General features: G+C 59.1%; 20 protein-coding genes and 4 tRNA genes. 16 read left to right on the forward strand and 8 right to left on the reverse strand.

The window, feature by feature from the left end:
- Positions 1-321 precede the first annotated feature (321 nt).
- Positions 322-2,061, reverse strand: a complete 1,740-nt coding sequence (locus tag C4J84_RS09090) for a dipeptidase (RefSeq protein WP_124370194.1) — start codon at positions 2,059-2,061, stop codon at positions 322-324.
- Positions 2,062-2,824: 763 nt separating this feature from the next.
- Between C4J84_RS09090 and C4J84_RS09095 the strand changes: the two genes are divergently transcribed.
- From C4J84_RS09095 to C4J84_RS09105, 3 genes are read left to right on the forward strand one after another with little or no spacing between them, the layout of a single operon-like run.
- Positions 2,825-3,151 carry a hypothetical protein gene (locus tag C4J84_RS09095; protein ID WP_164487768.1) on the forward strand — a complete coding sequence of 109 codons (327 nt, stop codon included), beginning with the start codon at positions 2,825-2,827 and terminating at the stop codon, positions 3,149-3,151.
- Between the two features lie 2 nt (positions 3,152-3,153).
- Positions 3,154-3,579: a hypothetical protein gene (locus tag C4J84_RS09100; RefSeq protein WP_256681416.1), complete on the forward strand. Its 426-nt coding sequence runs from the start codon at positions 3,154-3,156 to the stop codon at positions 3,577-3,579.
- A gap of 33 nt (positions 3,580-3,612) precedes the next feature.
- Entirely contained in the window at positions 3,613-4,359 is a 747-nt protein-coding gene (locus C4J84_RS09105) for a sulfite exporter TauE/SafE family protein (RefSeq protein WP_124366456.1), read from the forward strand.
- A 238-nt stretch (positions 4,360-4,597) separates the two neighbouring features.
- Here C4J84_RS09105 and C4J84_RS09115 read toward each other — a convergent pair whose 3' ends face one another.
- On the reverse strand, positions 4,598-5,203 hold the full coding sequence (locus C4J84_RS09115) for an alanyl-tRNA editing protein (RefSeq protein WP_124435191.1): 606 nt from the start codon (positions 5,201-5,203) through the stop codon (positions 4,598-4,600).
- Positions 5,204-5,295: 92 nt separating this feature from the next.
- On the opposite strand from C4J84_RS09115, the gene C4J84_RS09120 reads away from it, so the two are divergent.
- Positions 5,296-6,228, forward strand: coding sequence for a LysR family transcriptional regulator (locus C4J84_RS09120; protein ID WP_124372408.1), 933 nt, complete (start codon positions 5,296-5,298; stop codon positions 6,226-6,228).
- Positions 6,229-6,357: 129 nt separating this feature from the next.
- Here the strand turns inward: C4J84_RS09120 and C4J84_RS09125 are convergent, their stop codons facing one another.
- Complete coding sequence (locus tag C4J84_RS09125) at positions 6,358-6,765, reverse strand: PA2817 family protein (RefSeq protein WP_124362017.1); 408 nt, start codon at positions 6,763-6,765, stop codon at positions 6,358-6,360.
- 75 nt (positions 6,766-6,840) lie between these two features.
- Positions 6,841-9,288, reverse strand: coding sequence for an acyl-CoA dehydrogenase (locus tag C4J84_RS09130; protein ID WP_124435192.1), 2,448 nt, complete (start codon positions 9,286-9,288; stop codon positions 6,841-6,843).
- Positions 9,289-9,644: 356 nt separating this feature from the next.
- Between C4J84_RS09130 and C4J84_RS09140 the strand changes: the two genes are divergently transcribed.
- From C4J84_RS09140 to C4J84_RS09150, 3 genes are all read left to right on the forward strand, one after another.
- Entirely contained in the window at positions 9,645-10,262 is a 618-nt protein-coding gene (locus tag C4J84_RS09140) for a glutathione S-transferase family protein (RefSeq protein ID WP_124435193.1), read from the forward strand.
- Between the two features lie 134 nt (positions 10,263-10,396).
- The gene (locus C4J84_RS09145) at positions 10,397-11,329 is read left to right on the forward strand and encodes an ABC transporter ATP-binding protein (RefSeq protein WP_124435194.1); all 933 of its coding nucleotides are present in this window, start codon (positions 10,397-10,399) and stop codon (positions 11,327-11,329) included.
- Positions 11,326-12,105 carry an ABC transporter permease gene (locus C4J84_RS09150; protein ID WP_058420148.1) on the forward strand — a complete coding sequence of 260 codons (780 nt, stop codon included), beginning with the start codon at positions 11,326-11,328 and terminating at the stop codon, positions 12,103-12,105. Before C4J84_RS09145 ends, C4J84_RS09150 begins: the two co-directional genes overlap by 4 nt.
- A 133-nt stretch (positions 12,106-12,238) precedes the next feature.
- Here C4J84_RS09150 and C4J84_RS09155 read toward each other — a convergent pair whose 3' ends face one another.
- On the reverse strand, positions 12,239-12,778 hold the full coding sequence (locus C4J84_RS09155; RefSeq protein ID WP_124435195.1) for a TetR/AcrR family transcriptional regulator: 540 nt from the start codon (positions 12,776-12,778) through the stop codon (positions 12,239-12,241).
- Between the two features lie 91 nt (positions 12,779-12,869).
- Here C4J84_RS09155 and C4J84_RS09160 point away from each other — a divergent pair, with 91 nt between their 5' ends.
- The 3 genes from C4J84_RS09160 (at position 12,870) to C4J84_RS09170 (ending at position 17,219) form a co-directional block, all read left to right on the forward strand.
- Positions 12,870-14,054: an MFS transporter gene (locus C4J84_RS09160; RefSeq protein WP_124435196.1), complete on the forward strand. Its 1,185-nt coding sequence runs from the start codon at positions 12,870-12,872 to the stop codon at positions 14,052-14,054.
- Between the two features lie 84 nt (positions 14,055-14,138).
- Positions 14,139-15,287 carry a TDT family transporter gene (locus C4J84_RS09165; protein WP_124435197.1) on the forward strand — a complete coding sequence of 383 codons (1,149 nt, stop codon included), beginning with the start codon at positions 14,139-14,141 and terminating at the stop codon, positions 15,285-15,287.
- 57 nt (positions 15,288-15,344) lie between these two features.
- Complete coding sequence (locus C4J84_RS09170) at positions 15,345-17,219, forward strand: MFS transporter (RefSeq protein ID WP_124435198.1); 1,875 nt, start codon at positions 15,345-15,347, stop codon at positions 17,217-17,219.
- A gap of 107 nt (positions 17,220-17,326) precedes the next feature.
- Here the strand turns inward: C4J84_RS09170 and sugE are convergent, their stop codons facing one another.
- The 3 genes from sugE to rdgC form a co-directional block, all read right to left on the reverse strand.
- Positions 17,327-17,641 (reverse strand): quaternary ammonium compound efflux SMR transporter SugE, encoded by a 315-nt coding sequence (sugE, locus tag C4J84_RS09175; RefSeq protein WP_124362026.1) that lies wholly within the window; start codon positions 17,639-17,641, stop codon positions 17,327-17,329.
- Between the two features lie 104 nt (positions 17,642-17,745).
- Complete coding sequence (locus C4J84_RS09180) at positions 17,746-18,711, reverse strand: bile acid:sodium symporter family protein (RefSeq protein WP_124429166.1); 966 nt, start codon at positions 18,709-18,711, stop codon at positions 17,746-17,748.
- A gap of 145 nt (positions 18,712-18,856) precedes the next feature.
- Positions 18,857-19,777: a recombination-associated protein RdgC gene (rdgC, locus tag C4J84_RS09185; RefSeq protein ID WP_124357762.1), complete on the reverse strand. Its 921-nt coding sequence runs from the start codon at positions 19,775-19,777 to the stop codon at positions 18,857-18,859.
- Between the two features lie 159 nt (positions 19,778-19,936).
- Between rdgC and C4J84_RS09190 the strand changes: the two genes are divergently transcribed.
- The 6 genes from C4J84_RS09190 to C4J84_RS09215 all read left to right on the forward strand — a co-directional run bounded on the left by C4J84_RS09190 (position 19,937) and on the right by C4J84_RS09215 (position 22,565).
- Positions 19,937-20,012: transfer RNA gene (locus C4J84_RS09190), tRNA-Val, on the forward strand.
- Between the two features lie 19 nt (positions 20,013-20,031).
- Positions 20,032-20,108, forward strand: a tRNA-Asp gene (locus C4J84_RS09195).
- 177 nt (positions 20,109-20,285) lie between these two features.
- Positions 20,286-20,361 (forward strand) — tRNA-Val (locus C4J84_RS09200).
- A gap of 19 nt (positions 20,362-20,380) precedes the next feature.
- A tRNA-Asp gene (locus C4J84_RS09205) sits at positions 20,381-20,457 on the forward strand.
- 159 nt (positions 20,458-20,616) lie between these two features.
- A complete protein-coding gene (locus C4J84_RS09210; RefSeq protein WP_124435199.1) occupies positions 20,617-21,528 on the forward strand; it encodes a LysR family transcriptional regulator in 912 nt (303 codons plus the stop codon).
- Between the two features lie 107 nt (positions 21,529-21,635).
- Positions 21,636-22,565 (forward strand): hydroxymethylglutaryl-CoA lyase, encoded by a 930-nt coding sequence (locus tag C4J84_RS09215; protein ID WP_124435200.1) that lies wholly within the window; start codon positions 21,636-21,638, stop codon positions 22,563-22,565.
- The last annotated feature ends 16 nt before the right edge of the window (positions 22,566-22,581 follow it).

Below are 22,581 nucleotides of genomic sequence, written 5' to 3' on the forward strand. Positions count from 1 at the left end.
AAAGCCACTCAAACGAGTGGCTTTTTTTTGTCTGCGAAAAACAGCGCCCACCTCTTGAAGTCATTGGCGCTGAAGGCTGTTGGCCGGCTGAGCCAACCGCAACGCATTTTCCGGCTGGCCCAGCGGCGAGAACTGCTGGCCGCTGCGCACCACTAGTCTGTGGTCCCGAGAGCAAGCAACTGGCCGACCTGGAGATTGCACTGAGTGAAATGGCCTGGGTGCTGGAGATCCAGCTGTGCCATCCCACTCAGCGGTCGGTGGGGTCTTTGAAGATATGCTGATGGTGCAAGCCCTGGGCAAGCCCCCTCCCACATTAGAGACTCAGAGTTTAGGCAACTGGCCGACACGCCCCATCATTTCCGTAACGATCTGCAGGTCCAGCAGGAACTGCTCGACGGTCTTGAACTCACCGTCAGTGTGCCCGGTGTATTTCTGTTCCGGGCGGGCCAGGCCGAATTGCACGCCGTTGGGCAGGTCGTGCACGGAGGTGGCGCCGGCGGATGTGCCGAACTTGTGCTGCATGCCCAGGTTTTCAGTGGCCACTGCCAGCAACGCTTTTACCCATTCCCCCTCGGGGTTGCGGTACATCGGTTTATCCAGCGAATAGGTGAAGTTCACGTTGACCTTGGCGTGCGCGTTCCAGGCGTTCAGTTTCTGCTCGAGCTGTGCCTTGAGTGCCTCCGGGGTTTTACCCTTCGGCGCGCGCAGGTTCACCGCCAGCTTTAAGGCTTTGTCATCCAGGCCGACAAAGGTAGGCGAGGTGGTCAGCGGCCCCATGAAGTCATCGGCAAAGCCCACGCCCAATTTGCCGCCCAGGTAATCCAGGCCCCAGTTGTCCGCCGCATACTTCGCAGCATCGGTGATGTGGTTGTGCTGGAGGGCAATCTTGCCATCGAGGCTGTGGATCAACTCCAGCATACGTGCCACCGGGTTGACCCCGGATTCGGGCTCGGAAGAGTGGGCCGACACGCCGGTGACGGTGAGTTTGACGTTCTTGCCGTCGACCTTGGCGGTCACCTGGAAATTGCCGCCATTGCGCTTGGCATAGTCATCCCCGGCCTGCTGCAGGCTGGCCGCTAATTCAGCAGGGTTATCGCTGACCAATGTGGCGACCGATACCGACGGAATCTGGTTGGTGGCCTTGCCGCCGGTCATTGCGATGATCTCCGCGCCGGTGCCTTCTCCCTTGCGCACCGGGAAGGTGGCCATGACAGTGCCCGAGCCTTTCTCGGCAATCACCACCGGGTAACCGCCATCCAGCGCGAGGTTGTATTGCGGCACGGGGTTGCGTTCAAAGTAATAAGGAATGGCGTCACCGGAGGTTTCTTCAGTGGTGTCCACCAGCAGCTTGAACGTACGCGCCAGCGGCAGCTTTTCTTCCTTGATCACTTTCATGGCGTACATCGCCACGACGATCGCGTTCTTGTCGTCCTCGGTGCCACGGCCATACATGCGGTCGCCGATCAGCGTGACCTTGAACGGGTCGAGCTTGGTGCCATCCGGCAGCACCCAATTTTCCGGCGTCACCGGTACCACATCGGCGTGGGCATGCACACCGACCACTTCTTTACTGCTGCCTTCCAGGGAAATTTCATACACGCGGTTATCGACGTTACGGAAGTTCAGGTTGAAAGACTTGGCCAGGGCCTGGATTTTGTCGGCGATCTTGAGGAATTCCGGGTTTTTATACTGCGGTAGCCCGTCGACGTTGAACGTCGGGATTTCCACCAGTTCGCGCAGGGTCTCGAGCGCGGCTTTGCCGTACTTCACGCGGGTGTAAATGCCCAGCAGGCGGTTGATCTCGTTCTGCTGGTCGGCACTCAGGGTTTTGTTATCGAGAAAGGCGCTGATGGCCGGGGCGATGTCACCGCTCTTGCCCAGGTCGCCTTTAGCCAGGGCACCGAGGAAACTGCGAAAATCGCTGACCGATGTGTCGCTGAAACTCTTCAGAATCGCGGTGTTCTGTTCAGGCGTGATGTTGGCGAGCGCAGCTGGGGTGACGGCTGCAAGGCTGGCGGCGAACAGGGTGGCGGCCGCGAGTTTTTTCAGTGGAAAGTGCATGGTTAGAGGCATTCCTTTGCAGGGCGTGAGTAGGGTGTTTCTGACCGATAAGGCAGAAACATTTCTACACACTACCATTACCCAGATGCCCTAGGTCAATGCTGGCCAGGATGAGGCGCGGGGTACTCATCCGTCACGTTCAAGGCTCTAGCGTAGGGGCTGTCCCGCTGGTGCCTACCCACGCCGGGCGGGTTGTAGCGTTGCGGGCTGGCCACCAGGTAGACCGGATAGCAGACTGTTATTGCGGCTCAAAAACGCAGCATACGATTTTTACCCATCCTTCAGACTCAGTCACATGCATCCGCAAGAGTAAAAAAGCCGGTTGACCAGACAATTGCTCTCGCTCTTTGCATCCAGATAGCGACCACCGAACTCCGTCCAAACTTTTGCTGCTGCCGAAGATTGATCCAGTAAAATTAAAGTGGAGTGGGGGGGCCAGCCTTTAATCAGCGCCAACCTATCTTGGATTTTTAGATTAAATATCTATAATTTAGCGGGTGCGGAGGCGGAAGTGATTATAAAGAGCGGGAAGGACGGATAGCAAACCGCCTGGTGTGAAAAAGTGTCATAAATAAAATTGCTTTGAATTCAATAGGGAAAAAACCAATCAGTGGTTTGAAAAAAATCAATACGCGAAAACATGAAATTTTATTCATGTTGGTGGGCGGCGATACCCGAGCCGCGATGCTTGATATTGCTCCGATCAACCAAGTACATTTCACTTAAGTTCCAGCATCCATGGTCGCCAACAGGAAGTCACTCTATGCTCGTTGCTAAAGCTGAAGTGTTCTTGACAGAAGTGCCCTATAAAAATCCTTATCAAACCGCAACCAATATAACCGCCAAAGGCCGGCATGTAGTGTTAAAGCTTACGACAGACACAGGACTCATTGGGTGGGGAGAATCGGGGATTATATCGAGAGGGTATCCTGCCCAAGGGGATACTCCCGAAACAATGCTTGCAGTATTGGAAGCCTATTTGTGCCCTGCAATAATTGGTAAAAATCCATGTCTGTTTGAAGTGATAATGAGTGATCTGGATCTGTTCAAGCTGCCGGAGCGGACCGAATTTGCTATGCAGACTCATTAGGGATTTGCGAACCTTTCAAGGTTCAGGCGACTATTAAACTAATCAGGACATCATTACCTGACATTGACCTCGAAGTTAACTTCCATGACGATAGAGGTTTGGCGATGGCAAATACCTTGGCCTCCATTCAGGCGGGTGCTACTTTTATTTCCTGCACGGTCAATGGCATTGGCGAACGATGCGGCATCACCGAAACATGCCTTCTGATTACTAATTTGCACTTCAACTCGATAGCTTGCAGCGGCAAAGCCTCAAAAATTCTTAAGCTCAGCAACATCGTTTCGAAAGAGCTGGGCGACGCCTTTGATCGACGGCGCCCGATCATTGGCGAGTACAGCTTCGTACATACCGCAAAGCTTCATGTGACCGCCAATTCCCGAAGCAGAAATTGCTATCACTGGATAGACCCTGCTTACTTGAGCGAGTAAACGGCGCCTTGAATCTTATGCGAGCATCTCAACATGATGAGTCATGAGTGGTTGACAGGCGTCGGTCTGGTTTTTCTCGGAATAATAACGGGATTCGTCGGGACCAATACCGGTGGGAGTGTGTTTTTAACCGTTCCGGTGATGATCTGGCTGGGGATTCCGCCTCAGTCGTCGATCGCCACAGCGCGCTTGGCCTCGGTAGGCACTATGGTTGCAGGACTGCGACACTTTCATAATCAGGGAAAGGTCGATTATGCACTGGCCTTTCCAGCTGCGGCACTGGGGTTGGTTGGGGCTCTGGGAGGAGCGAGCGTTCTTCTTCAAATAGATCCTGCGCTGTTGCACAAAGTAATTGGCGGGCTGACATTGCTGCTCGTCGCGTTGTCCCTTATAAAAAAACCTCGTAGCGGCGAAACACCTCCCTCAGCAATCAGGCGTCTGTTTGGTTATATCCTCTTTATCCCAGTAGGCATGATCGGCGGGTTATTCGGTGGACAAGCTAAACTTTCGACGTATTTATTCATTATCTTTTTTAGGAAAACCATCAGCGAATCGGTGGGGACCCGCAAAGTCGGCGGGTTAGTACTCTCCGTGGGTTCACTAATCATTTTCGGCGTCAGCGGCATCATTAACTGGCAGTACGGATGTTGTCTGGTTATTGGCACGTTATTGGGTGCAAATGCCGGCGCGAAGTTTGCGATAAAGAAGGGCGACCAGTGGATGGAGTCAGTTTTCAATATAGTCGTGGTTATGTTGGCATTGAGGATGCTGTTCTGGTGAGCGGAAATCACGCAGCCCATTCAGACCTGAAATAGCCATGTCCTGCCTTTCCTAGATTCGACGGTTTCTAGGTAACATCCTATTGACGCTTTGCTTTCCACAGCCTGAGCTCGTGCACCGGCTTTTGGCAGGTTGAAGCGGCTCGCTTCGCTTCGTGGTTAACGTAGGCTGCTACAAAGTTGTGTAGATACTTATGGCCATCGGGGGCAAGCCTCCTTCACATTTTGAGCTCGACATGTCAGTTGATTTCGTAGCGCACCGACAATGCGCCTTTCTTCTCCGACACGGCCAGGATCGTCACTTGGCCCACTTCCCCCAACGCCTGGACATGGGTGCCGCCACAGGCGTAGGCCGGCAGTTCGCCGAAGCCGACTTCGCGTGTGCCTTCATCCAGCCACATCTGCCGTGAGTAGTCAGCGGCGATCCACTGATTGACTTGCTGTTGGATTGCCTCGGCGTCCATGGTTTGTGCGGCTTCGCCGCGGATAAAAGTAATCTTTCCTTCCCCCGGCCAATGGTGAGCCTTGATCGGCATCCAGCCCAGGCGTTCGCCTGCATTGCCAATCAAATGCCCCGCTGAGTGAAGGCGGCTGTGGACCCGTGCATTGATCGGGCCGGGTTCCACAGGTTGATTGACGTAGTGCACCACATGCTCGGCTTCCTGCATGACGCGCAGCACCTGGCTGTCGCCGAGCCACCCGGTGTCGAATGGCTGGCCGCCGCCCTGGGGATGGAAAATCGTCGACTGCACAACAACGGCGAATTGCTCAGCGTGCGGGGTGCAACTGAGCACTTCCAGTTCGGCAGTCAGGTGATCGTGGGTGAAAAACAGGCGCTGGGTCATGGTCGTCTACATCCGCATTCAGGTTCTGCGGGCAGTATAAATACTGCGCTGATAGGTGATAATCCATGCAAATATCAATGGACCTGTGCGTCATGAGCATCAATCTTCCTTTGCCGCTGCTGGGCGAAATGGCGATTTTCGTCAAAGTGGTGGAAACCGGCAGCTTCTCCGAGGCGGCGAGGCAGCTGAGCGTTTCACCTTCGGCGGTGAGCCGCAGCATTTCGCGCCTGGAACAGGCCTTGGCAACCCGGTTGTTGCAGCGCACCACGCGCAAGCTGCGCCTTAGCGAGGGCGGCGAAGAGGTGTTCAAGCGGTGCCAGGAGATGGTCAACGCGGCGCGCTCGGTGATGGAAATCAGCGGGCAATTTACCCATGAAGCCGAAGGCCTGGTGCGAGTCAGCGTGCCCAAGGCGGTGGGGCGGTTTGTGGTGCATCCGCATATGCCGGAATTTCTGCGGCGCTATCCCAAGGTGGATGTGCAACTGATCCTTGAGGATCGGCATGTGGATTTGATCGATGACAATGTCGACCTGAGCATCCGCATCACCGACAGCCCGCCACCCGGTCTGATCGGGCGGCAGCTATTGCCGATTGAACATTTGCTGTGTGCGACGCCGCAATACCTGGCCGAGCATGGCACGCCCAGTCACCCCCATGATCTGCTGGAGCACAGTTGCATCTACCTGGGTGAAACCCCAGGGGATTCACGCTGGAAGTTTCGCCGGGCCGGCAAGGCGGTGACGGTCGGCGTACGCGGGCGATATGCGGCGAACCACACGGGCGTGCGGCTGGATGCGGTGTTGCAGCATGTGGGGATTGGCAGCTTGCCGTATTTCACGGCGCGACATGCTTTGGAGGCGGGGCAGTTGGTGCAGGTATTGCCGGAATGGGATTTTATTGCGTCGTATCATGGTGAAGCGTGGTTGCTGCACTCACCGACGCGATACTTGCCGCCGAAGTTGCGGGTGTTCATTGATTATCTGGTGGAGTGCATGGCGAAGGAGCCGACACTGCGCCGCCGTTAAAAATGTGGGACGGTTCTACACCCCGATGGCGGCGGATCAGTGACAGGTAAGCTGACTGACACACTGCTATCGGGGGCAAGTCGAATCGTCGCACCGCCCCTCCCACATTTGGATTGGGTGTTCTGCAAGTCAGTGCTTGCTCTGGTCGTCCGGCATGGCCAGCAGCTGCTTTTCCTGGTTCCAGTCGAACGGTTCGTCGTTCAACTCGGCTTCATGGCGACGCTCTTCCAGGGCCTGGTACAGGTCCAGTTCTTCGTCGGGCATGAAGTGCAGGCAATCGCCGCCAAAGAACCACAGCAGGTCGCGCGGTACCAGGTGGGCGATTTGCGGATAGCGCAGGATGACCTGGCTCATCATGTCCTGGCCAAGGTATTGGCTTTCGATCGGATCGATCGGCAGCAGGGCGCGCAGTTCGTCGAAACGTTCCAGAAACAACAAATGGCTTTCCTCGGGTACCTGTTCGGCTTCGCCGACGGCAACCAGGATGCTACGCAGGTGGTCGAGCAAGACGAGATGATCGGCAACGACGTTGGACACGAGATAAGTCCTCTAAAGCAAAAACGGGCGCGAGAGTATAGGCCTCTCGCGCCCGTTTTTATATGACCGCTGGTATCAGCGGACCTTACCTTCAGCCTGCAGCAGCTCTTCCTTGCTGAAATCATCCACGTCGATCACCTTGCGGCGAGCCGCTTCGGCGTCACGCAGGGTTTGCGCTTCGGCGGGTTGCAGCACGCCAGCGTGCAGCGCGGCGTCAATGGCATGCTCGCCGGCAGTCGGTTTGACTTGCCCGCTTTTGAGCGCGGCGTGCAGTTTTTTCTGCAGCGGATGGCTGGCACCGAGCAGGTCATAGGCATGTTGCAGTGCGCCCACCGGGTCTTGCGCCGACTGTGGGCGATAGCAGCCAGCCAGCAGCTCTTCCAGGGTCGGGTCGCCCTTGGCCCGGCCGATCACGGCGGCAACCTCGGCATCCAGGGCATCGGACGGCCCGGTATGCCGGCGTCCGAACGGGAACACGATCACCCGCAGCAGGCAGCCGAGGATTTTATTCGGGAAGTTGCTCAGCAATTCATCCAGTGCACGCTCGGACTGGCCAAGGCTTTCCTCCATGGCCCAAGCGAACAGCGGTTCCAGGTGATCCGGCGAATCCAGGTCGTGGTAACGCTTGAGCGCCGCCGACGCCAGGTACATGTGGCTCAGCACATCACCCAGGCGCGCCGACAGCCGTTCACGGCGTTTCAACTCGCCGCCCAGCAGCATCATGCTCAGGTCTGCGAGCAGGGCGAACGCGGCGGCCTGACGGTTGAGTGCGCGGAAATAACCCTGGCTCAAACGGTTGCCTGGGGCTTTTTCGAAGTGACCGATGCCCAGGTTCAATACCAAGGTACTGGCGGCGTTGCTCACGGCGAATCCGATGTGTTGCATCAGCAGGCCATCGAATTCCTTCAATGCCTGGTCACGGTCTTCACGACCGGCCAGGGCCATTTCCTTGAGCACGAACGGATGGCAGCGAATCGCACCCTGGCCGAAGATCATCAGGTTACGCGAAAGGATATTCGCGCCTTCCACGGTGATGAAGATCGGCGCCCCTTGCCAGCTACGGCCCAGGTAGTTGTTCGGGCCCATGATGATGCCCTTGCCTCCATGCACGTCCATGGCGTGGCTGATGCACTCGCGGCCGCGTTCGGTGAGGTGGTACTTGAGGATCGCCGACAGCACCGAGGGCTTCTCGCCCATGTCCACGGCATTGGCGGTGAGCATGCGGGCGCTGTCCATCAGCCAGGCGTTGCCGCCGATGCGCGCCAGGGCTTCCTGGATACCTTCGAAGGCCGACAGCGGCACGTTGAACTGTTCACGCACTTGCGCGTATTGGCCGGTCACCAGGCTGGTGAACTTGGCGGCGCCGGTGCCTACTGCAGGCAGGGAAATCGAACGGCCAACGGACAGGCAGTTCATCAGCATCATCCAGCCCTTGCCGAGCATCTCCTGGCCGCCGATGAGGAATTCGAGCGGAATGAAGACGTCCTTGCCCGAGTTGGGGCCATTCATGAACGCGGCGCCCAGGGGCAGGTGGCGGCGGCCGATTTCGACGCCGGGGGTGTCGGTAGGAATCAGCGCGAGGCTGATGCCCAGGTCTTCTTCCTCGCCCAGCAGATGGTCCGGGTCATGGGCCTTGAACGCCAGGCCGAGCAAGGTCGCGACCGGGCCGAGGGTGATGTAGCGCTTTTCCCAGTTCAGGCGCAGGCCGAGGGTTTCCTTGCCTTGCCACTCGTCTTTGCAGATGACGCCGGTGTCGGGCATGGCACCGGCATCGGAGCCGGCCAGCGGGCCGGTCAGGGCGAAACACGGAATATCGTCGCCACGCGCCAGGCGCGGCAGGTAATGGTTGCGCTGCTCGTCGGTGCCGTAGTGCAACAGCAATTCGGCAGGGCCCAGGGAGTTGGGCACCATGACGGTGGAAGCCAGGTCGCCGCTGCGGGTGGCCAGTTTCATCGCGACCTGGGAGTGGGCATAGGCTGAGAAGCCCTTGCCACCGTATTCCTTGGGGATGATCAGGGCGAAGAAACCATGGGTCTTGATGTGCTCCCAGGCAGCGGGGGGCAGGTCCATGGCCTGGCCGATTTCCCAATCACTGACCATGGCGCAGAGTTCTTCGGTGGGGCCGCCGATGAAGGCCTGTTCTTCCTCGGTCAATTGCACCTTGGGGTAGGCCAGCAATTTGTCCCAGTCAGGGCGCCCGCTGAACAGTTCGCCATCCCACCACACCGTGCCCGCGTCGATAGCATCGCGCTCGGTTTCGGACATCGGCGGCAGGACTTTCTGGAACCAGCTGAACAACGGCTTGGTAAAGTATTGGCGGCGCAGGTCGGGCAGCAGCAGGGGGACGGCCACGATCGCGATCAGCACCCAGAAAATCAGCAGCAGCCAACCCGGTGCATGGCTCCAGGCGCCCATCGCCAACAGGTAAACGGCGACCACACCCAGGGCGGGCAGGGGCGCGGTGCGGCGGTGTGCCAGGTAGGCAATACCGACCACCAGAACCAGTATCCACAACAACAGCATATTCAATCCTCCGTGAAACCAGGGGCGAAACCACCAGGGAGCTTAGACGGCGTCCGGCCAAGCGGGGTGATCAGGGTGTTACAAGTTGTACTGGGGATACCTGAGTCCCAGCCGCTTCTTCGATAGTGACCACCCTGTCGGGGTGGAGTTCGCCGGGAAACATCGTGGAACCCACGCGGATTTATATGACCAGGCAGTCAATCTCGACGGCGCCGTGCATGAGACGGTGCGCTGCACCCCCTGCACCTTGAACACCCAGGCTTGCCGGGCGGCGGGCAGAGTGATTCAAGGCGCGTGTGAACCGGCGTATGCTGCGACGTTCATCAAGCCATGTTCACCAACGATAAGGCGCGGTCATGCTGAAAATCTGGGGTCGTAAAAACTCATCAAATGTCAGGAAGGCACTCTGGTGCGCCGAGGAACTCGGCCTGGACTATGAGGCGATTGATGCGGGCGGCGCTTTTGGTGTGGTCGACACGCCGCAATACCGGGCCTTGAACCCCAATGGCCGGGTGCCGATGATCGAAGACGGCGACTTCGTACTGTGGGAATCCAACACCATCGTGCGTTACTTGTGCGCCAAGCACGCGTCGGACTTTTACCCAAGTGACCTGCAAATCCGGGCCAGCGCCGAAAAGTGGATGGACTGGACCACGTCCACGCTCGCCGATCCCTTCAAGGCCGTGTTCTGGGGCATCGTGCGCACACCGCCGGAAAAACAGAACTGGGACAGCATCAATGCCGGGCGCCAAGCCTGCATTGATGCACTCAAAACGGTCGACCAGGCCCTTGCCGAACAACCCTACCTTTCCGGCAAAGCCTTCGGCATCGGGGATATTCCCCTGGGCTGCTTTATCTATGCCTGGTTCGAGATGCCCATCGAACGCCCGGCAATGCCCAACCTGGAGGCGTGGTACCAGCGCCTGAAGCAACGTCCGGCCTACCGCAAGGCAGTGATGACCGCGTTGACCTGATACACACTATTAACAAGGGTGACTGTACTTGTGCGGCCCGGGCACGCACCATGCTGGAACACATCGCAGGTTGAACTACCTGCGCTGTGCCCTCATCTATTGTTTCTATTCTTTTCCTTGGTGCGTAATCCGATATGAGTTCCGCTCTGTCCATCCGGCAGCTAACCAAAACCTACGGCAACGGTTTCCAGGCCCTGAGTGGTATCGATCTGGACGTCGCCGAAGGTGATTTCTTCGCCTTGCTCGGCCCCAACGGTGCCGGCAAATCCACCACCATCGGTATCCTCTCCACCCTGGTCAACAAGACCAGCGGCACGGTGAATATCTTTGGCTATGACCTGGACAAATCCCCGGCGGCGCTCAAGCGTTCCATCGGCGTGGTGCCTCAGGAATTCAACTTCAACCAGTTCGAAAAGACCTTCGACATTGTCGTGACCCAGGCCGGTTACTACGGCATCCCGCCGAAAATCGCCAAGGAACGCGCCGAGCAGTACCTGACCCAACTGGGCCTGTGGGACAAGCGCGATGTGCCTTCGCGCTCGTTGTCCGGCGGCATGAAGCGGCGCCTGATGATCGCCCGCGCACTGGTGCATGAACCGCGCCTGCTGATCCTCGACGAGCCCACCGCTGGCGTGGACATCGAGTTGCGTCGTTCGATGTGGACCTTTCTCACCGAGCTGAACGAGAAGGGCATCACCATCATCCTCACGACCCACTATCTGGAAGAGGCCGAGCAGTTGTGCCGCAACATCGGCATCATCGACCACGGCACGATTGTCGAGAACACCAGCATGCGTAACCTGCTGGGCCAGCTCCACGTGGAAACCTTCCTGCTCGACCTGAAAAACAACCTTTCGGCACCGCCGCAATTGTTGGGCTACCCGAGCCGCCTGGTGGACAGCCACACGCTGGAAGTGCAGGTGGACAAAGCTATGGGCATTACGGCGCTGTTCAGCCAACTGGCGGCCCAGAACATCGAAGTGTTGAGCCTGCGTAACAAAACTAATCGCCTTGAGGAGTTGTTCGTGTCCCTGGTGGAGAAAAATCTGGCGAAGGTGGCGGTATGAGTTCCGAACTGCAACCCAACCTCGTCGCGCTGCAGACCATCGTCTACCGCGAAGTGAAGCGCTTTACCCGGATCTGGCCGCAGACCTTGCTGCCGCCGGCGATCACCATGGTCCTGTACTTCGTGATCTTCGGTAACCTGATCGGCCGGCAGATCGGTGACATGGGTGGCTTCACCTATATGGAGTACATCGTGCCGGGCCTGATCATGATGTCGGTGATCACCAACTCCTACGGCAACGTGGTGTCGAGTTTCTTTGGCAGCAAGTTTCAGCGCTCCATCGAAGAGCTGATGGTGTCACCGGTGTCGCCGCACACCATCCTGATCGGCTACACCTTGGGCGGCGTGCTGCGTGGCTTGATGGTGGGTGTGATCGTGACCCTGCTGTCGTTGTTCTTCACCCACCTGCAAGTGCATCACCTGGGGGTCACCATTCTGGTCGTGGTGCTCACGGCGACGATCTTCTCGCTGCTGGGGTTTATCAACGCAGTGTTTGCGCGCAACTTCGATGATATTTCGATCATTCCGACGTTCGTGCTGACGCCGCTGACCTACCTGGGCGGGGTGTTCTACTCCATCACGTTGCTGCCGCCGTTCTGGCAGACCGTGTCCCTGGCCAACCCGGTGCTGCACATGGTCAACGCCTTCCGCTACGGCATCCTGGGCGTGTCGGATATCAAGATCAGCGTGGCGATCACGTTCATGTTGGTGGCCACGGTGGTGTTGTACGTCGGCTGTGCGCGCTTGCTGGTAAGCGGCCGCGGAATGCGTACGTAACCACTGACGATACGCGGTAAGAAAATGTGGGAGGGGGCTTGCTCCCGATAGCGTTGGATCAGTCAGTACAGAGATGACTGACAGACCGCTATCGGGAGCAAGCCCCCTCCCACATTTGGTTTTGGATAAGGCTTTAGTTTTTCAGCGCCAAGTCGATCAGCGTATGCAGCTCTTCAACCGCCAGCGGCTGGGTCGAGAACAGAATACGAAACACCGTCGGTGCTGCGAGCAAATTGATCAAACGATCCACGCTGGGGGCTGGCTGGTCCGGATAACGATCAACGATCACCTGCAACTGCCCGCTCAGAATGCTCACGCAATACCCCGGCGTCACGCTGCACTGCACGTCGCGCATCATGTGACGCCCAGGCTCCGAACTCATTTCATCCAGATACTGCTCCGCCCAGGCTTGCAGGTCGCCGCGCAGGCTGCCGGTAATGGCCGGCTCGCTGTCCGGGCGCATGCGCGCCAGGGCCACATCGGCCAGCAGCGCAGAGAGGTCACCCCAGCGCCGGTAAATGGTCGAGGGCGTGACGCCCGCGCGTGTCGCAATCATCGGCACGGTGACGCTTGCGCGTTCATGGGTTTCCAGCAGTTCGCGGACGGCCGAATGCACCGATTCTTGTACCCGGGCACTACGGCCCCCCGGGCGAAGGCCTTCTTTGATCGCCATGGGTAAAACCTTAACACAAAGAATTTGCTTTAAGCGCCGACGGGTAGCACACTCCGCAAAAGCAAAATATTAGCTTTAGTGGAGCGTGCCTATGCCCAGCAACCTGTCTCAACGGTCCAGCCTGACATTTCTGGTGATCACCGTACTGACCTTTCTCGCCGCCTCCAGCGCGCCGACGCCGTTGTACCAGGTGTATCAGGACAACCTGCATTTCTCGGCAGCGATGCTGACGCTGATCTTCGGCGTGTATGCCGTGAGTCTGCTGGCGGCGCTGCTGACCGTGGGATCGCTGTCGGATTACATCGGGCGCAAGCCGGTGATTTTCGTCGCGCTGGTCCTGAATATCGTGGCGATGCTGCTGTTTATCAACGCCGACAGCGCCGCCTGCCTGATTGCCGCGCGGGGGCTGCAAGGCTTTGCCACGGGTACGGCGACGGCAGTGTTGAGCGCAACGCTGCTCGACACCGACCGCCTGCGCGGGCCGATGCTCAATAGCCTCGCGCCGATGCTGGGGATGGCCAGTGGCGGTTTGGGCAGCGGTTTGCTGGTGGAATATGCGCCCTGGCCGACCCAGTTGATCTACTTCACCCTGCTCGGATTGATGGTGCTTCAGGCGCTGTATGTGTGGCGCTTGTCGGAAACCGTCAGCCGCATACCGGGTGCCTTGAAATCCCTGGCGCCGACCCTGCACGTGCCGAAGCAGGCGCGCCGGGCCCTGGGCTTGGCGATGCCGTTGAATGTGGCGGTATGGGCGCTGGGTGGTTTCTATTCATCCCTGGCGCCGTCGCTGGTGCGAGCAGCAACGGGTTCGACTTCGCACCTGATCGGCGGCGGACTGGTGGCCGTAATTACCTTGAGTGGCGCAGTGATGATCTACAGCCTGCGCGAGCACCCGGCGGATAAGGTCATGCGCCTGTCTGCGATGTTGCTGGCGGCGGGCGTGGCACTGTTGCTGACGGCTGTGCAAAGCGCCAGCCTGTGGTTGTTCTTTGTCGCCAGTGTGGTGGCCGGCCTGGGTTTTGGCGGCGGGTTCATGGGCAGTGTGCGCAGTATCGTCGGGTTGGCATTGCCCCATGAGCGCGCAGGGTTGATGTCGGCGTTCTACGTGTTGAGTTACCTGGCGTTCTGCTTGCCGGCGCTGCTGGCGGGTAACTTGAGCCGGGAGTTTGGTTTGATCGCTACCACCGATGCGTACGGCGCACTCCTGATTCTGCTGGCCCTGGGCGCTTTGGCCGGAATGCGCTTGCAGCGCTCGCTATATCTGCATAACAGATAACATATAGAGATATTACCCGTTATATAGATATTCGATCCGCTTCTATGATGGCTTCAACCTCATGCGAGGAAGAGGATTGCCATCATGACCTGCTTGACCCCCATCAGCTATAAACCCTTCTGTCACCTGGCCCGCCCACGGGAAGTGATTCGTCAGTTCACCCCGAACTGGTTTGCCGCGACCATGGGCACCGGCGTGCTGGCGCTGGCCCTGGCGCAACTGCCGGTGGCACTGCCCGGCGTGCATGCCGTCGCCGAAGGGCTGTGGATGTTTACCATCGGCCTGTTCATCCTGTTCAGCGCGCTGTATGCCGCACGCTGGGTGATGTTTTTCCACGAGGCGCGGCGGATTTTCGCGCACTCCACGGTCTCGATGTTTTTCGGCACCATTCCCATGGGGCTGGCGACCCTGCTGAATGGTTTGCTGCTGTTTGGCCTGCCACGCTGGGGCAACGCTGTGATCCCCCTGGCCGAAGCCCTGTGGTGGGTGGACGTGGCGATGGCGTTGGCCTGCGGCGTGTTGATTCCGTTCATGATGTTCACCCGCCAGGAGCACAGCATCGACCAGATGACCGCGGTGTGGCTGCTGCCGGTGGTGGCCGCTGAAGTCGCCGCCGCCAGCGGGGGCCTGCTGGCGCCGCACCTGGCGGATGCCCATGGGCAACTGGTGATGCTGGTGACCAGCTACGTACTCTGGGCGTTCTCCCTGCCGGTGGCCTTCAGCATCCTGACCATCCTGATGCTGCGCATGGCCCTGCACAAACTGCCCCACGCCAACATGGCGGCCTCGAGCTGGCTGGCGCTGGGGCCCATCGGCACCGGTGCCCTGGGCATGTTGCTGCTCGGCGGTGATGCGCCGGCGATCTTTGTCGCCAATGGCCTGCCGGGTGTCGGCGAGATAGCCAACGGGCTCGGCCTGGTGGCAGGCATCACCCTGTGGGGTTTCGGCTTGTGGTGGATGTTGCTGGCGGTGTTGATCACCCTGCGTTACCTGCGCGCCGGTATCCCGTTCAACCTCGGCTGGTGGGGCTTTACCTTTCCGCTGGGGGTGTACGCGCTGGCCACGCTCAAGCTTGCAAGCCTGCTGCACCTGGGGTTCTTCAGCGTATTGGGCAGTGGGCTGGTGGTGGCCCTGGCGCTGATGTGGCTGATCGTGGCCACGCGCACGGTGCAGGGTGCCTATAAAGGCGAGCTTTTTGTTTCACCTTGCATTGCAGGGCTAGCGAATAAGTAAGCCGGATTAGGTAAAGTCGTGGCCTGATCAATAACAGGCCACGCAGGAACACGGACGATGAGCCACCCCTCACAATTCACCTTGCTGCGCACGCGGCGTTTCCTGCCGTTTTTCATCACCCAGCTCCTGGGCGCGTTCAACGACAACATCTTCAAGCAATCGCTGATCCTGGCGATTCTCTACAAGCTCACCCTCGACGGTGACCGTTCCATCTGGGTCAACCTGTGCGCCTTGCTGTTCATCCTGCCGTTCTTTCTGTTCTCGGCGCTGGCCGGGCAATTTGGCGAGAAATTCAACAAGGACGCGTTGATCCGCGCGATCAAGCTTGGTGAGATCGTGATCATGGCGGTGGGGGCCACCGGCTTTCTGTTCGATCACCTGGAATTGATGCTGCTGGCGCTGTTCGCCATGGGCACCCACTCGGCGCTGTTCGGCCCGGTGAAGTACTCGATCATGCCCCAGGCGCTGCACGACGATGAGTTGGTCGGCGGCAACGGCCTGGTGGAAATGGGCACGTTCCTGGCGATCCTCGCTGGCACCATCGGCGCGGGCATCATGATGTCGTCCGCCCATTACGCGCCGGTGGTGGCCGTGGCGATTGTCGGCGTGGCGCTGCTGGGTTACCTCGCCAGCCGCAGCATTCCACGGGCGGCGGCTTCTACGCCGCAATTGCGCCTGGACTGGAACATCTTCACCCAGTCCTGGGCCACGCTGCGCATGGGCCTGGGCCAGACCCCGGCGGTGTCGCGCTCGATCGTCGGCAATTCATGGTTCTGGTTCGTCGGCGCGATCTACCTGACGCAGATTCCGGCCTACGCAAAGGAATGGCTGTATGGCGACGAAACCGTGGTCACCCTGATCCTCACCGTGTTCTCGGTGGGGATCGCCCTTGGTTCGATGCTCTGTGAAAAGCTGTCCGGGCGTAAGGTGGAAATCGGCCTGGTACCGTTCGGCTCGTTCGGCCTGACGGTGTTCGGCCTGCTGCTGTGGTGGCATTCCGGCGGCTTCGCGCAGAATGTCCAGCCCAACGACTGGCTTGCGGTGCTCGGCTACGGCCAAGCCTGGTGGGTGTTGTTCGATATCCTCGGCCTGGGCGTGTTTGGTGGCTTTTACATCGTGCCGCTGTACGCGCTGATCCAGTCGCGCACCGCCGAGAATCAGCGTGCGCGCGTGATCGCCGCCAACAACATCCTCAATGCGCTGTTCATGGTGGTCTCGGCGATTGTGTCGATCCTGCTGCTGAGCGTGGCCAAGCTGTCGATCCCCGAGTTGTTCCTGGTGGTGTCGCTGCTCAACATTGCGGTCAATACCTACATCTTCAGGATCGTGCCCGAGTTCACCATGCGCTTCATGATCTGGCTGCTCAGCCATTCCATGTACCGCGTCGAGCACCGCAACCTGGAGCAGATTCCGGATGAAGGCGCGGCCTTGCTCGTTTGCAACCATGTGTCGTTTGTCGATGCGCTGCTGATTGGCGGCGCAGTGCGTCGGCCGATTCGGTTTGTCATGTACTACAAGATCTACCGCTTGCCGGTGCTCAACTTCATCTTCCGCACCGCCGGGGCGATTCCGATTGCCGGGCGTCACGAAGACATCCAGATCTACGAAAAGGCTTTTACTCGGATCGCCGAATACTTGAAGGACGGTGAGCTGGTGTGCATCTTCCCGGAAGGCAAGTTGACCGGCGATGGCGAGATGAATGAGTTTCGCGGTGGCGTGACGCGGATTCTGGAAGAGACGCCGGTGCCGGTGATTCCGATGGCATTGCAGGGGTTGTGGGGGAGTTTTTTCAGCCGCGATCTGGATAAGGGGTTGTTCCATCGGATCTGGTCGCGGGTGGTGTTGGTGGCGGGGGCGCCTGTTCCTGTAGAGGAGGCGACACCTGCGCAGTTGCAGGCTGTGGTCGGTGTTCTGCGTGGGAGTGTCAGGTAGTTCTGTGCTGGATGTACTGGCCTCATCGGGGGCAAGCCCCCTCCCACATTTGAATGCGTTCACAAATCAAAAGTGGGAGGGGGCTTGCCCCCGATGGCGGTAGTGGCCTAGGTGGAGATTTTGAGGCCAATAAGCCCGCAGATGATCAACGCCACGCTGGCCAACCGAAACAGCGCCATGGATTCCCCAAACAGGATAATCCCGGCGATCACCGTGCCCACGGCACCCACCCCGGTCCATACGGCGTAGGCGGTGCCCAGCGGCAGCTCCTTTACCGCCATCCCCAGCAGGCCAAGGCTGATGGCCATGGCGGCAATGGTCAGTGCGGTGGGCAGGGGCTTGCTGAAACCGTCGGTGTATTTCAGGCCGACAGCCCAGCCGACTTCGAACAACCCGGCAAAAAACAGGATGATCCAGGACATGATGACCTCGCTTCTTCAGGCGGGGTCGTCCCCGGATTCACGCTCGTTGGCGTCGCGGGGTCGTCCCCGCGAAGCGCTTAGAGTGCCGAACATGCACCCCACGATCAAGTTTGCGGGGTGTTCTCCAGCGCGCGGCGGTCTTCCTTCTCGCTCATGCGGCGAAAATAGGTCGAGAGCAACGCCCCGGAAATATTGTGCCAGACGCTGAACAGCGCACTGGGCACCGCCGCCAGCGGCGAGAAGTGCGCGCTGGCCAGCGCGGCGCCGAGCCCGGAGTTCTGCATACCCACTTCCAGCGCCAGTGACTTGCGTTGGGCCAGGGGCAATTTGAACAGCCGTCCGGTGAAGTAACCGAGCAGGTAGCCGAAGCTGTTGTGCAGCATCACCACCGCCATGATCAACAGGCCCGACTCGGCAATCTTCGCCTGGCTGGCGGCAACCACCGCGGCGACGATGATCACGATGCTGACCACCGAGACCAGCGGCAACACCTCGACCGCATGCCGTACCCGACTCCCCAGCAGCCGCTGCGCGACCACCCCGAGCACGATAGGCAGCAGCACCACTTGCAGGATCGACCAGAACAACTCCATGAACGACACCGGCAGCCAGGCCGAGGCCAGCAACCAGATCAACGCCGGCGTGAGCAGCGGGGCGAGGAGGGTGGTGACGGCGGCGATGGCCACCGACAGCGCCAGATCGCCACGGGCCAGCCATGTCATCACGTTGGATGAAGTGCCGCTCGGGCAGCAGCCGACCAGAATCACCCCGACGGCAATTTCCGGCGGCAGGTGAAAGACCTGGCACAACAGCCACGCCACGCCTGGCATGATCACAAAGTGCGCGACCACGCCGAGGGCGACGCGCCAGGGATGGCGGGCCACCTCAGCGAAGTCTTCAAGTTTCAAGGTCAGGCCCATGCCGAACATCACCAGGCCCAGCAACGGCACGATGGCGCTTTTCAGGCCGATGAACCACGCGGGTTCCAGGAAGGCGAGCACCGCGAACATCAGCACCCAGTAGGCGAAGGTATTGCCGACGAATCGGCTCAGGGCGGCGAGTGCGCGCATGGGGTAGTCCTTGTTATAGAGATTTGTAAATGCGGTCGAATGTGGGAGGGGGCTTGCTCCCGATGGCGGTGGTTCAGTCAAAGATACTTTGGCTGACACTCTGCCATCGGGAGCAAGCCCCCTCCCACATTTTGCTTCACATGGCTTAGATGCCTTGTGGCGTCTCTTCACCGCCGAGTGCTTCGATCAGCGCTGGCAGGAACTCGCCGAAGGTCAGCATCATCAGGGTAAAGCTGGCATCCAGCTGGCCCAGGGCTTCGTCGCCGCCGTCCTGTTCGGCCTGGTCCTGCAGCAGGTCTTCGAACTTCAGGCGCTTGACGGTCATTTTGTCGTCGAGCATGAAGGACAGCTTGTCCTGCCAGGCCAGGGACAATTGGGTCACGACTTTGCCGGTGGTCAGGTGCAACTGGATTTCTTCGCCGGTCAGGTCCTGGCGCTTGCAGCGCACGATGCCGCCGTCTTCGTGGGTGTCGCGCAGTTCGCATTCGTCGAGCACGAAGAAGTCGTCGGCGGGTTTCTGGGTGGTGACCCAGTCGGTCATGATCGCCGTCGGTGCGGTTTTCACGGTCAGTGGGCGAACGGGCAGGGTGCCGATCACTTCGCGCAAGGTAGAAAGCAAGTCTTCGGCGCGTTTCGGGCTGGCCGAGTTCACCAGGATCAGGCCCTGTTTCGGCGCGATGGCGGCGAAGGTCGACGAGCGACGAATAAAGGCGCGCGGCAGGAACGCCTGGATGATTTCATCCTTGATCTGGTCGCGTTCCTTTTTATAGACCTTGCGCATTTGCTCGGCCTCGATCTCCTCGACCTTCTCTTTAACCGCATCGCGCACCACGCTGCCCGGCAGGATGCGTTCTTCCTTGCGTGCGGCGATCAGCAGGAAGTCGCCGCTGACGTGCACCAGGGGCGCGTCTTCACCTTTACCGAAAGGCGCGACAAAACCGTAAGTCGTCAACTCCTGGCTTGCGCACGGGCGCGCCAGTTTGGTGGCCATGGCCGCTTCCAACGCCTCGGCATCAACGGGCAGATCTTGGGTCAGGCGATAGATAAGCAGGTTCTTGAACCACATGGGGTGAGTCTCTCCTCTATACAAAGGGGGGCATTATTCTCTTGATCACGCCCCAGGCCAACCCTGCGTAAGCCATTGGAAGGGCTGAAAAAAAAGATTTAAGAAAGTGCTTGCCAGACCTGGGGGCGCTCCGTAGAATGCGCGCCACACCGAAACGAAGGGTGATTAGCTCAGCTGGGAGAGCATCTGCCTTACAAGCAGAGGGTCGGCGGTTCGATCCCGTCATCACCCACCATTCGCTTCATGTGTTACGCGCAGCGGTAGTTCAGTCGGTTAGAATACCGGCCTGTCACGCCGGGGGTCGCGGGTTCGAGTCCCGTCCGCTGCGCCATATTCGGTAACCTGGAACGCTGAACGCCAGGTCACCACAAGAAGCCCGCTCATTGAGCGGGCTTTTTATTGTGCGAAATATGGCAAAAAGTCGTGCGGTAAACTTTTTTTAAATAAACTGCATTTAAATCAAGACATTACGATTTTTTGATGTATGATGCGCCCACACCGAAACGAAGGGTGATTAGCTCAGCTGGGAGAGCATCTGCCTTACAAGCAGAGGGTCGGCGGTTCGATCCCGTCATCACCCACCATTCGCTTCAAGTGTTACGCGCAGCGGTAGTTCAGTCGGTTAGAATACCGGCCTGTCACGCCGGGGGTCGCGGGTTCGAGTCCCGTCCGCTGCGCCATATTCGGTAACCTGGAACACTGAACGCCAGGTCGCCACAAGAAGCCCGCTCATTGAGCGGGCTTTTTTTCGTCTGCACAATTTCGCTGCAATTGCATCGCCAACCACGATTTTTAATAAGACGGTTAAGCTGCGTCGTTAGAACAACGGGAGGGGCGTCATGCAGCACCTGGATCACTTATCTTTGCACTTGTTCATTCTGGTCTGTGAAGAGGGCACGATTGCGCGCGCCAGCGAGCGGGCATTCATTGCGCCGTCGGCGGTCAGTAAACGTATTTCCGATATTGAGGCGCGGTTTGGTACGCCGCTGCTGAACCGCAGCAAGCGCGGGGTCGAACCGACGCCGGCGGGGTTGGCGCTACTTCGGCACGCTCGGTCCCTGACGCGGGCCATGGAGCGGCTCGATAGCGAGCTTAGCGAATACGCTGAAGGCGCCCGAGGACATGTGCGGGTATTGGCAAACATCTCATCAATCATGGAGTTCCTGCCCGAAGAACTGTCGGACTTCATGATCGAGCATCCAAGAATCCAGGCAGACATCGAAGAGCGTTTCAGTCCCGACGTGGTGCGCGGGGTAGCCGAAGGCAATGCCGATTTAGGTATTTGTCGACGATCAATGGCCGTGGGCGATCTGGAATTTCTGCCCTATCGCCGGGATCACCTGGCGGTCGTGGTAGGGGCAAACCATGCCCTGGCCGGTCGTACCCATATTGCGTTCGCAGAGACCCTGGCCTTTGATCACTTGGGGCTGTCGGCTTTCGCCACGTTGAATAACTTCATGCGCAGTGAGGCGACGAAGGAGGGCCATGAGCTGCGGTTTCGCTCCTATGTGTCGTCATTTGACGCAGCTTTTCGGCTGGTGCAATTCGGCTTGGGACTTGCCGTATTCCCCCTGGAAGCAGTGGAGCGGTATGCGCGGTTGTTTGACTTGCGGATTATCCCTCTGACCGACGATTGGGCATTGGGTGAGTTTGTTATCTGTGTCCGTGACCGGGATGCACTTTCGCTGTCGGCCCGGCGATTGCTGGATCATCTGCTTTTGCGCGCGACACCGCTTGCGCCCCGCACCTGACTGTATCCGTCGCCGTTGGCGATGGATCACCGCGTAAATGACGTCTTTTTGCTGACTCCCTGGCTCTCTAATCTGAAGGTGCGCTTCAGCCTGTGAGAGCTTTTTTCATGACAAAAATAACAATCAACGAAGTCGGCATGCGTGATGGTTTGCAAAGCCTTCAAGCCACTATGCCGACATCCGCCAAACGACAATGGATTGATGCCGCCTATGCCGCAGGTGTGCGGTACATGGAGGTCGCGTCCTTTGTTCCCGCCAAACTGTTGCCGCAGATGGCCGATGCCAAAGAAGTCGTCGCCCATGCCTTGAGTTTTCCGGATCTGGTTGTCACGGTCCTGGCGCCTAACCTGCGCGGCTGTCGCGATGCGCTGGAATCCGGCGCGCACCGTATCATTGCGCCCGTGTCCGTCAGCGCAGCCCATAGCCTGGCCAATGTGCGCCGTACTCCGTTGGAAATGGTCGAAGAGCTGGCGCGAATGTGCCAGCTGCGGACTGAATCCGGCTTGCCCAACGTTCAAGTGATCGCCGGAATGTCCGTGGCCTTCGGCTGTACCCGCCAAGGTGATGTGCCATTGAGCGATCTCTGCGCGTTGACCGGGCATGTGCTGCAAGCCGGCTGCGATCTTGTGTCCCTGGGAGACACCACGGGCTACGCCAATCCCGGCCAGGTGGCGACCACCTTGCAGGCGGTTCGCGCCATCGCAGGTGACAAGCTCAGGGCCGCGCACTTCCACGACACTCGAGGCCTGGCGCTTGCCAATAGCCTGGTTGCCGTTCAGCAAGGTATCACCGAGCTCGACTCGTCACTGGCCGGGTTGGGCGGTTGTCCGTTCGCACCGGGTGCATCCGGCAATACGGTTACAGAAGACTTGGTGTTCATGCTGCAAAGCATGGGCTACGAGACGGGCATCGACTTGGCAGCCCTGATCGCTTCCCGACACGTGCTCAGCGAAGCACTGCCGCACGAGACGCTCTACGGCTGCATTGCACGAGCTGGCCTGCCACTCAATTACGCATCAGTCGCCGGTCGCGTCTGAACCTGCCCGATCAAGG

The sequence above is a fragment of the Pseudomonas sp. R11-23-07 genome (assembly GCF_003852295.1).
Classification (GTDB): Bacteria; Pseudomonadota; Gammaproteobacteria; order Pseudomonadales; family Pseudomonadaceae; genus Aquipseudomonas.

Coding starts and splice junctions, on each gene's coding strand:
- C4J84_RS09210 (WP_124435199.1), top strand. CDS start 20,617: ATGCAGCACCTGGATCACTTATCTTTGCACTTGTTCATTCTGGTCTGT.
- C4J84_RS09115 (WP_124435191.1), bottom strand. CDS start 5,203: ATGACCCAGCGCCTGTTTTTCACCCACGATCACCTGACTGCCGAACTG.
- C4J84_RS09170 (WP_124435198.1), top strand. CDS start 15,345: ATGAGCCACCCCTCACAATTCACCTTGCTGCGCACGCGGCGTTTCCTG.
- C4J84_RS09145 (WP_124435194.1), top strand. CDS start 10,397: ATGAGTTCCGCTCTGTCCATCCGGCAGCTAACCAAAACCTACGGCAAC.
- C4J84_RS09095 (WP_164487768.1), top strand. CDS start 2,825: ATGCTCGTTGCTAAAGCTGAAGTGTTCTTGACAGAAGTGCCCTATAAA.
- C4J84_RS09130 (WP_124435192.1), bottom strand. CDS start 9,288: ATGCTGTTGTTGTGGATACTGGTTCTGGTGGTCGGTATTGCCTACCTG.
- C4J84_RS09160 (WP_124435196.1), top strand. CDS start 12,870: ATGCCCAGCAACCTGTCTCAACGGTCCAGCCTGACATTTCTGGTGATC.
- C4J84_RS09165 (WP_124435197.1), top strand. CDS start 14,139: ATGACCTGCTTGACCCCCATCAGCTATAAACCCTTCTGTCACCTGGCC.
- C4J84_RS09215 (WP_124435200.1), top strand. CDS start 21,636: ATGACAAAAATAACAATCAACGAAGTCGGCATGCGTGATGGTTTGCAA.
- C4J84_RS09140 (WP_124435193.1), top strand. CDS start 9,645: ATGCTGAAAATCTGGGGTCGTAAAAACTCATCAAATGTCAGGAAGGCA.
- C4J84_RS09150 (WP_058420148.1), top strand. CDS start 11,326: ATGAGTTCCGAACTGCAACCCAACCTCGTCGCGCTGCAGACCATCGTC.
- C4J84_RS09090 (WP_124370194.1), bottom strand. CDS start 2,061: ATGCACTTTCCACTGAAAAAACTCGCGGCCGCCACCCTGTTCGCCGCC.
- sugE (WP_124362026.1), bottom strand. CDS start 17,641: ATGTCCTGGATCATCCTGTTTTTTGCCGGGTTGTTCGAAGTCGGCTGG.
- rdgC (WP_124357762.1), bottom strand. CDS start 19,777: ATGTGGTTCAAGAACCTGCTTATCTATCGCCTGACCCAAGATCTGCCC.
- C4J84_RS09180 (WP_124429166.1), bottom strand. CDS start 18,711: ATGCGCGCACTCGCCGCCCTGAGCCGATTCGTCGGCAATACCTTCGCC.
- C4J84_RS09105 (WP_124366456.1), top strand. CDS start 3,613: ATGATGAGTCATGAGTGGTTGACAGGCGTCGGTCTGGTTTTTCTCGGA.
- C4J84_RS09120 (WP_124372408.1), top strand. CDS start 5,296: ATGAGCATCAATCTTCCTTTGCCGCTGCTGGGCGAAATGGCGATTTTC.
- C4J84_RS09155 (WP_124435195.1), bottom strand. CDS start 12,778: ATGGCGATCAAAGAAGGCCTTCGCCCGGGGGGCCGTAGTGCCCGGGTA.